We start from the raw sequence: 9196 nt of genomic DNA, 5'->3' as shown, positions 1-9196 counted from the left end.
GGAGCTTGCCCTTGGCCTTCCGGGTCAGGAGGGTAGGGGCAGCTTGTGCCAAATCGGGCTTGAGGAGATATAGAAGTAAAGCGATCGCTGCGAGAAAGCTAAAACAGAGATATCAAAAGGCTGGAAAGGATTGTTGAACAAGCAACAGCGAGATGTAATTGGCTGGCGGGAGTGGCTGGCTCTTCCTGATTTAGGAGTAAGTGCAATTAAGGCTAAAATTGACACAGGAGCGCGTTCCTCTGCCATACACGCCTTTGATGTTCACCATTTCGGCGATGAAGACGAAAGGATGGTTGAGTTCAAAATGCACCCAAAGCAGCGGAATAGCACGGAAACTGTGACAGCGACAGCGAAGGTTTTAGATCAACGAGAGGTGCGAAATTCTGGGGGACATTCTGAAGAAAGGATCGTGATTGTAACTACTGCTCAACTACGGGGACATGAATGGCAGATCGAACTTACGCTAACTAATCGGGATGTGATGGGTTTTCGGATGCTGTTAGGACGCGCGGCTGTCCGGGAAAGGTTCTTAGTGCATCCTGGTAAGTCCTATCTCCTGAGCGCGCGACCGAAACTACCATTCCGTTCAACCTGAAACCAATGGAGTTTTACCAAATGTGGCCCGCCAATGGCAAGGCTTTAGACCCAATAATTTTCTGGTAAACTGGTGTAATCTGCTTAACTCAGGTAAATAATACTATGGTGGAATATAACGACGCACCCAAAACTGGGATCAAATGGCTGGGATTTGTTTGTGGTTCTGTGTTGCTGACCTCAAGCGCGATCGCCTGGGCGGGAGGGCCACCGACTCGGCAAGGTAAACCAGTAATTATTGAAGAACCGGCGGGAAGGCCGACAGAACCCGATCGCACTGGTCCTACGCCGACGGCTCCTGCTGCTACATTACAACCAACACAGCCCACAGAGGATACTATCCCCCGATTTCCCTTACCTAGTGCTAGGATTAGTCCTGTTAATGGCAGAGTTACCCTGAAGCTGATCAATTCTAGTAATGTGGTAATTGAATATCAGGTATCAGGAGGAACCAGACCCAGGCTAGTTGGTCAGCAGTCAGAAAGCACCTTAGAGCGACTGACAGTTCCTTTAAACTTGACCTATCAAAGGGAAGATGGGGGTTTGCTGTTTGTGCGTCCGGTAGTAACTAGCCCAGGTGTTTTAGAAATCCGGTTTGAAGCAACTGGTAATATCAACCTAGATACTCGGTCTCTGAGTATTAATGAACAGGGGACAGTATTTCTCAACTAAAGGAGAAAAGGGGACAGACCGCGGCCAAGTGTCTGTTGAACTGTGAGAATGATTGTCAAATTCCCTCTAGGGTTAGCCATCTACCGCAATGCGATCGCCATAATGTAAACACCTTAATCGGTTGATTGTGTGATAGTTTGACCGAGATAAATAGCGCGAATATCTTCAGGAATAGTAGTTTCTAAAATTTTATACCCTCGTTCTAACAACATCCGCACCTCACTGGGAGAAATAGATTCTCCTTCAGCTTGTAAGTAGGCGGCGATGCGAGTTTCACTCCAGTGAAATGTCTGGGCCATCAGGATGATTAACCGTAACAAGGGTTCAATTTGATCTAAAGCCTGACCGACATAACACCACAGGGGGGGTGGCTGATCTTTGAGTGAGTAATGAATAGACTCAACTGGGGGAAGTTCAGCGCGGTTAATACAGATAGCACTAACGTTAATAATCCAGTTTTGTAGGGTTGTTTCGGAGTCGGCAGTTTTTTCATTACGGAGGTTAAGACCCCGCATTTCATAGAAAATGTGTCGCCAGGTCAAAGCAAATAAATACTCAGCCTGAACTGGTGATTTGACAGAGTGACCAATCAGAGTATAGACAATTAGGGCATAGCGACAGAAAACCACGACAAAGTATCGACCCCGATCTGAATGATTTTGAAAAAGGGTCAGGAGTTCCTGGTCACTATGGTGGCTTAAAGACTTGACCAGGGTATGATTTGCTTCGGGGAAGTTAAGGGTTTGCAAGGTCTATCTGAGTATGCTACTTGGTCAATTTTATATATGATCCGCACCATAGTCTGGCGCTAAGTGGAGAATTTACGGGTGTTTTACCTGCCTGATCTGGCAAGGCGTTTCTTTCACCCATTGAGGTAAATCTGATTGCATTACCAGATTTCGCAATTTCAGCTTACCAATCCGAGTTGTTAATTGACGCTGCATAGCGATGGCTTGGTTAAAACAATAACGACAAGCATCCAGCCATTTTTTCCAAGTTTTTGCCAGTTCAGGACTGGGATAAATCCGGATCTTTTTTGATTGCAGATTTATACTTTCTGAGTCCGTCAAGTCGGCAACTGAAGATGTGAACAATGGCAAGGATGTCCTCAACCAATTCTCGCTCTGGGGATAAACCGTCTTGCTTGAGAACCACGATTTTTGTACCATCTTGTTCACACAACCAAGAGATGAGGTCAAACCCGAAACGGGCGAGTCTGTCTTTGTGGGCAACCACAATAAATCCGACATCGCCTTTACGGACTCGCTCCCAAATGGCTCTAAGTCCTTTTCTTTGGAAATTAAGACCACTGGCGATATCAGTGACGAGCTCGGCGTTGGGGTAGACCTCGAGTAACTTTGCAACTTGGCGCGCAAGGTCTGCTTTTTGTCCGCGACTTGAAACGCGGGCATAAGCGATAATTGCCCGTTGCGTTCTCTCGTTTGATGAGACCGTGTAGGAGGCAATATCATATCGTCTCTGCCCTGATGGTGTCCTGAGCGCTTGAATTTTGCCGTTTTTTTCCCATCTTCTTAAAGTATGTAAGCATACACCAAAGTATTGAGCCGTTTCACTCGGTGATGTATATTTCGGCATTTAGCTCGCTTGCTGTGTACTTATCTAGCTTAGACTGATTGTTGAGTATTGTCAAGCAATATTCAGTGAATTTGCTAACAGGACGTAACTCCATTGCCGTACTTGTCCAATTGGCGATGATTATACCAGAAAATTATCAGACTGCAATACGGACACCTGTTCGGAGGTGGGGGAATGAGTGGCAATTTCCCAAAAATTTCGCGCCGGTTAGTAAAGTAGGGGTTGACAGGGGGAGGGAATGGCGCTATACTGGGTGTAGTTTGTTATAATTGGATATTTGCAAAATTAAAAAAAATGTCAATATTTCGATTATATAAAAATACTACCGCAAGCAAACGATAAAGTCAAGGGCATCCCCAAAAAAGTCGATTTTTTTTTTACATTTCTTAATTTTCGTTACAAAACTTAACATAATTACCCTAGTTGTATGATTTTTGGTAAACAGAAGGCTTCAAGTCGGTTGGGGGAAACTGTCGGTGTGAACAAGAGAATATGGTTAATCGTACCCGCGACGGTGTGGTTAGTGATATTTTTTGTAGTACCGCTGGTGATTGTGCTGATTTACAGTTTTTTGGAACGGGGAACCTATGGGGGGGTGGTGTGGTCTTTCACCGTAGGGCAATATCAACGGCTGTTGAATCCCCTATATTTGAGAGTGTTTATGCGATCGCTAGAGCTAGCGGCATTTACGACGATAATTTGTTTAGCGATCGCTTATCCGTTTGCATTTTTCATAGCGACCCGTCCTCGTGGTTGGCGGAATTTATTGTTAATGCTGGTAATCATTCCATTTTGGACTAATTTCTTAGTAAGAACTTATGCTTGGATGATTATTTTACGAGACCAGGGGGTGGTGAATACCCTACTACAAAACCTGCATTTAATTGATGAACCTCTCAACCTATTATTTACCCCGTTTGCTGTCCTAGTTGGTTTAATCTACGGCTATCTACCGTTCATGATTTTACCGTTATATGTAACCTGGGAGCGATTCGACTTTTCCTTAATTGAAGCGGCGCAAGATTTAGGAGCCAACGATATTCGCACAGTCTGGAGGGTTTTATTACCGTTAACCAGACGGGGAATTATTGCGGGTTCTATTTTAGTATTCATTCCGGCTTTGGGAGCATTTATAACGCCGGATATTTTGGGAGGGTCGAAAACGGTGATGATTGGTAATTTAATCCAGAATCAATTTCTGCAAGCTCGTCATTGGCCTTTGGGTTCGGCTTTGTCTATACTGTTAATGATGTTAGTGATAATTCCTGTTTGGGTTTATTTCCAAATGGCTGAAAACCGTCAGTAATGCACCCACAAAGATGACGGTTTTTGGGAAGGCGAAGATTTAGGAAGCGCGACGATCGCTGTATCCCAGATATTGATTGTAGGAGGGATTCCCTAAGTATCGATAAGATTTTAATTCACTCATGACGATTTTAGGTTTGTTGACGTTTCGCTCCAAGTAAGATATAGGCAAGACAATCGGCCATAATAGTGATGCTAAGATGAGAACCTGCCATGAAGATAGTTGCGTTTTAGAGGTGGTGCGATCGCGCCAAAATTTGGTAAACAAATAGGCAAATGTGAGAATAGCGATCGCGAAATAGGCGCGCACAATCAGGGTAACAATCAAAATCCTTCTCCCAATTCAACTTTTCTGACAACAGGTGGGTGGGGAGAGTAGCCCCCCACTACTGACAAAAGTGGATCAAGTCGAAGCTCGATTAGGCAAATATTTAGTCATTAGTTTTAATGAACAGAATGTTCAATATTGCTTATAATTCCGCTTGACCTGCCCCCATTATAAAGAATATTCAACGGATGTGTGTGATTTCAAACACTTAATTTTGCCAGTGGTATCACTCTCAGTATATTTGCGGTTGTATTAGTTAGCTATCAGGATGATAAGGGAGATTTGAAGATGAGAATATCTGCCAATAGGAGTAGGATAGGATAATGAGTACAATATGAACCGATCAACTGTGACCAGACTTGATTTGCTAATCCGTTCCCTGGGTAAAACTGGACTGTGGGTAAATGTCGCCCTAGGGTTTGCGTTTCTATACCTACCGATCGCCATTTTAGTGGTTTATTCGTTCAATGCTTCCCGTTTTAACGCGGTGTGGAGTGGATTTACCCTAGACTGGTATAGGAGTTTATTGGGAAGCATTCCAGCACAGACGGCGGATCTATCGACGACGGGAGTTTGGTCAGCCTTATATAATAGTCTGATAGTGGCTACTATTTCCAGTGCGATCGCCACGATTTTAGGAACAGCGATCGCTTTAGGATTAGAACGCTATAAATTTCCCGGTTATCAGCTTTTAGAAAGTTTGCTATTTTTACCAATGGTCATTCCCGAAATCACCTTGGGGATTTCCTTGTTGGTATTTATGACCCTAATTTTTAGGCTAGTAGAAAACCTAACGGGGATGAGAATAAGTCTGGGTTTACCAACGGTAATTATTGGTCATATCACCTTTAGTATTTCCTTTGTCACGATTGTGGTGAGGGCGAGAGTAGCAGACCTTGACCCCAGATTAGAAGAAGCCGCATTAGATTTAGGCGCGAATGAATGGCGAGTGTTTCAGCGGGTGACTTTTCCGTTGATTTGGCCGGGTATTTTCAGCGCCGGTTTATTAGCATTTACCTTATCATTAGATGATTTTGTGGTATCATTTTTCACCAGTGGGGTCGGTGCTACCACTTTACCATTGTTTGTTTATGGTATGATTAAACTATCGGTTACGCCTGCGATTAATGCGATCTCAACTTTGATGTTATTAATATCGTTGATTCTGCTATTATCTTCTTTAAAATTGGGAGGTACTGCCGGGTTGGAGTAAAATCAGACAACTGGTGTTAGCAGGCGAAGTAGTGGTAACTGGGGAGTATAACCATCTGTAGGTGGAAACCCTCAGTTTGCCTTACCCCTAGAACCCAAGGGAGTGATCGCCACGGAAACAAATATCCTCATTTCCGATGATAGCACAGCAAAATAGAGAATGTGGGCTGGTGATCTAACTGAACAAGATTATAGATAATCACCCCGACTCTGAGGATAAATATATTTATAATAGAGGTGAGTCTCATTTTAGTGGGTCGGATGGATATACAACAGGATTATAATGAACAGTGCCTTCAAAGGTTAATCTGGGCAATGAATCAGCTTGGTATTGATCTAGATGCGAAAAAACTGGTCAACATTTCGGAATTAATTGTCCAAACCATGACAGGACCTTGGCGGTATTTTCATACTCCAGATCATATTTTTGAGGTGGGGGGGTCGGAAGATGCGATTGAGGTATTAGCCGCCTTATTCCATGATGTGGTTTATGTACAGGTTGACCAAAGCGTTAACTTTAATCTTACCTATTATTTAGTTCCCTTCATTCGCCAAGTAGGAGAACATCTTTGGATTCGTGAAGCGGTGGATATTCCTGAAGACCCCACCTTTGAAATGGTGCGGATAGTTTTTGATATGTCTCCGGGTAAAATGCTGTTGCCTTTAGAAGGGCAAAATGAGTTTTTAAGTGCTTTAGTGGCGGCGAAAGTATTACAACCTTTTATGAGTCAAGAGTTGTTAGTGCAAATTGTCGCCTGTATAGAAGCAACTATTCCCTTCCGAACTCCCACCCCAACCGGATTAAATAATAGCGATGTTTTATATCAAAGATTACAGGCGATCGTTGACAAATTCAACCTGAAATTAACGGATGCGGATCTGATCGAAACCGTCAAGCGTTCGATTCGTATGGCTAATCGTGATGTCCGGAGTTTCGCCGATCCTAGTTCAGCCAGATTTTTAGATAATACCTGGAACCTAATTCCTGAAACCAATCATCATCTAAATAATCCTAGTGCTTACACTATTGGTCAATATAGAACAGCCCTGCAAAAAATGGAAGGGTTTATGAATTTTCTCAAACCGGAAGTGGTTTTTCATCAATTCCGAGGGTATCCAGAAGATAGCATTTATGAACAATTGGTATCAAGGGCGAGAAGAAATATTGCCGTGGGTCGATTATATCTAGGTAGTAAATTATTTACTATTGCCTTTTTAGAAGCACTATCCCTGCGATTTGGTCGCGTCATTCCAGTTTCTACTTTAATGGGAGAAATGCCTTCCGAAAATTTTGTGACGGTTTCTTTGGTAAATTTTCTGCCAGACCTAGAAAATAATTATCAACCCCAAGATGAATTAGAATCTACGGTGCTTGTTATACTGGAAAAGGGGAGAACTCAGCATTCTTACTATGATATAAAAAATTCACCTTTGACAACATATATGGTTAAGCAGATGGGATTTGCGGAAATCCAAAATCAACGCAACCGCGCCCAAAAGTTTTTTCAAAATGAAATATCATCGGAGGAATTTTTGGCTGGATGTGATCCACAAATTAAAAAAACGGTGACTGAGGGAATTGTCAAATTATTTGATACTCGGAAAGCTGCTTTCCTAGGAGGCTAAGTGTTATGGTTGCGTCAATCGTCAAAATTTCCGGTTATTTAACATTAGGTTAAGAATAGATTATAGGTGGGGTTGGAGAGTTATCAAATTGCCAATATACTTTTATAATATAGGTGGCAAACTGATCTAAATCCATGAGAGGCTCGGATGTATCTATCAATCAGCGATCGCCTATAACTCTCCCACATTGATCAATCCATACACTTAACCTAATTACTTACTCAAGGGCTTATGAAACCTTTAAACCGTCGAACCAAAATTGTAGCTACCATTGGTCCAGCTAGTAATTCTCCTGAAGTTCTTTATCAAATGATTAAAGCGGGGATGAATGTAGTACGCCTCAACTTCTCCCATGGTAGCCATGAACAACACACGAAAACGGTCGCCCTACTGAAAGAAATTTCACAGGAGTTAAAAACGTCTATCACGCTATTACAAGACCTACAGGGTCCGAAAATTAGGGTAGGACAGCTTCCTGATGGTGGTATACAATTGATAGCGGGAGAATATATTACCCTGGTTCCTATTGACGAATACAAGAGTAAACCTAATACGATTGCGATCGACTATCTGCACCTGGGAGAAGAAGCAGAAATCGGTGCCCAGGTTCTGCTAGATGATGGATTATTGGAATTGAAGGTTGAGGAAATTTCCGGTAATCAAGTTAAATGTAAAATCCTTGAAGGGGGGACTCTGAAAAGCCGTAAAGGGGTTAACCTTCCCAGTTTAACTCTACGTTTACCGTCTTTAACTGAAAAAGATCAGCAAGATTTGGAATTTGGGATTTCTCTAGGTGTTGATTGGGTGTCTCTTAGCTTTGTGCGGAACGCAGAAGATGTGCGAGTTCTTAAAGACTTTTTAGCGTCCAAAAATGCGTCACAAATATCGGTGATGGCCAAAATCGAAAAACCTCAAGCGATCGCTAATTTAGAGGAGATTATTTCCGAGTGTAATGGTTTAATGGTAGCCCGGGGTGATCTGGGGGTCGAAATGAGTCCCGAAAGAGTCCCACTACTGCAAAAACAAATTATTCGCCTTTGCAATCAAAAAGGGATTCCAGTAATTACAGCTACTCAAATGCTGGACAGTATGATCAATAATCCCCGTCCGACAAGGGCTGAAGCGTCTGACGTAGCTAATGCAATTATTGATGGAACTGATGCGGTGATGTTATCAGGGGAATCAGCAGTTGGTAAATATCCGATTCGGGCTGTGGAAATGTTAGCGAAAATTGCGGAGGATGTGGAACCGGAAATCAATTTCATCAACTACCCACCCGCGTTCAATGATGAGACCCATGCTATCAGTGAAGCGATAAATACCATTGATAAAATTATCGATCTACATTGTATTATTGCCTACACCTGTAGTGGTTATACTGGGCAATTAGCGGCGGCTGAACGCCCGAAAGCGCCTGTGGTTGCCTTAACTCCTAATCCCAAGGTTTACCATCGTTTAAACCTGGTTTGGGGTGTGAAACCTCTGCTGCTGGAACAGGAGGTAGAATCCTTTGAGGAACTGATCAATCAAGCCCAAACTTATCTATTAGTGCGCCAAATGGCTTCCCCCGGAGACAAAATTTTGATTATTGGTGGTATCCCTTCTGGGAAGGCTAAGGGAACCAATTTTATCAAAATCCACACCATAGGATAATGAATAATGAATAATGAATAATGAATAATTAACAATTGTTCATTATTGATTTATCACGTTGTAGGGGCGGGTTCAACAGTTAATTAGATTACCCACCGACCATATTAATCAACCCGCCCTCAATCACCCGCGAATTAATGGATAATTGATAATTGATCACGTTGTAGGGGCGGGTTCAACAGTTAATTAGATTACCCACCGACCATATTA

General features: G+C 42.7%; 10 protein-coding genes. 6 read left to right on the top strand and 4 right to left on the bottom strand.

Going from position 1 to position 9196, the window contains the following annotated elements:
• The first annotated feature begins 130 nt into the window (after nt 1-130).
• Complete coding sequence (locus tag P5683_RS02345; RefSeq protein WP_006625720.1) at nt 131-595, top strand: RimK/LysX family protein; 465 nt, start codon at nt 131-133, stop codon at nt 593-595.
• A gap of 104 nt (nt 596-699) precedes the next feature.
• Nucleotides 700-1266 carry a hypothetical protein gene (locus P5683_RS02340; RefSeq protein WP_006619714.1) on the top strand — a complete coding sequence of 189 codons (567 nt, stop codon included), beginning with the start codon at nt 700-702 and terminating at the stop codon, nt 1264-1266.
• Between the two features lie 113 nt (nt 1267-1379).
• Here P5683_RS02340 and P5683_RS02335 read toward each other — a convergent pair whose 3' ends face one another.
• The 3 genes from P5683_RS02335 to P5683_RS02325 form a co-directional block, all read right to left on the bottom strand.
• On the bottom strand, nt 1380-2015 hold the full coding sequence (locus P5683_RS02335; protein ID WP_006619715.1) for a hypothetical protein: 636 nt from the start codon (nt 2013-2015) through the stop codon (nt 1380-1382).
• A gap of 72 nt (nt 2016-2087) precedes the next feature.
• Entirely contained in the window at nt 2088-2336 is a 249-nt protein-coding gene (locus P5683_RS02330; protein WP_008050735.1) for a helix-turn-helix domain-containing protein, read from the bottom strand.
• On the bottom strand, nt 2275-2862 hold the full coding sequence (locus P5683_RS02325) for an IS607 family transposase (protein WP_315641749.1): 588 nt from the start codon (nt 2860-2862) through the stop codon (nt 2275-2277). The genes P5683_RS02330 and P5683_RS02325 overlap by 62 nt, the downstream gene beginning before the upstream one ends.
• Before the next feature lie 427 nt (nt 2863-3289).
• On the opposite strand from P5683_RS02325, the gene P5683_RS02320 reads away from it, so the two are divergent.
• Nucleotides 3290-4168: an ABC transporter permease gene (locus P5683_RS02320; protein ID WP_006616752.1), complete on the top strand. Its 879-nt coding sequence runs from the start codon at nt 3290-3292 to the stop codon at nt 4166-4168.
• 39 nt (nt 4169-4207) lie between these two features.
• Here P5683_RS02320 and P5683_RS02315 read toward each other — a convergent pair whose 3' ends face one another.
• Complete coding sequence (locus P5683_RS02315; RefSeq protein ID WP_006616753.1) at nt 4208-4495, bottom strand: hypothetical protein; 288 nt, start codon at nt 4493-4495, stop codon at nt 4208-4210.
• 334 nt (nt 4496-4829) lie between these two features.
• Here P5683_RS02315 and P5683_RS02310 point away from each other — a divergent pair, with 334 nt between their 5' ends.
• From P5683_RS02310 to pyk, 3 genes are all read left to right on the top strand, one after another.
• On the top strand, nt 4830-5708 hold the full coding sequence (locus P5683_RS02310; protein ID WP_006616754.1) for an ABC transporter permease: 879 nt from the start codon (nt 4830-4832) through the stop codon (nt 5706-5708).
• Nucleotides 5709-5968: 260 nt separating this feature from the next.
• A complete protein-coding gene (locus P5683_RS02305) occupies nt 5969-7333 on the top strand; it encodes a hypothetical protein (protein ID WP_315640585.1) in 1365 nt (454 codons plus the stop codon).
• 231 nt (nt 7334-7564) lie between these two features.
• The gene (gene pyk / locus P5683_RS02300; protein ID WP_006616756.1) at nt 7565-8986 is read left to right on the top strand and encodes a pyruvate kinase; all 1422 of its coding nucleotides are present in this window, start codon (nt 7565-7567) and stop codon (nt 8984-8986) included.
• Nucleotides 8987-9196: the final 210 nt, after the last annotated feature.

It is taken from the genome of Limnospira sp. PMC 1279.21 (assembly GCF_032349615.1).
Lineage (GTDB): Bacteria > Cyanobacteriota > Cyanobacteriia > Cyanobacteriales > Microcoleaceae > Limnospira > Limnospira fusiformis.
Note: the sequence above shows the minus strand (reverse complement) of the source record. Positions and strands in the feature narration are given on the sequence as shown.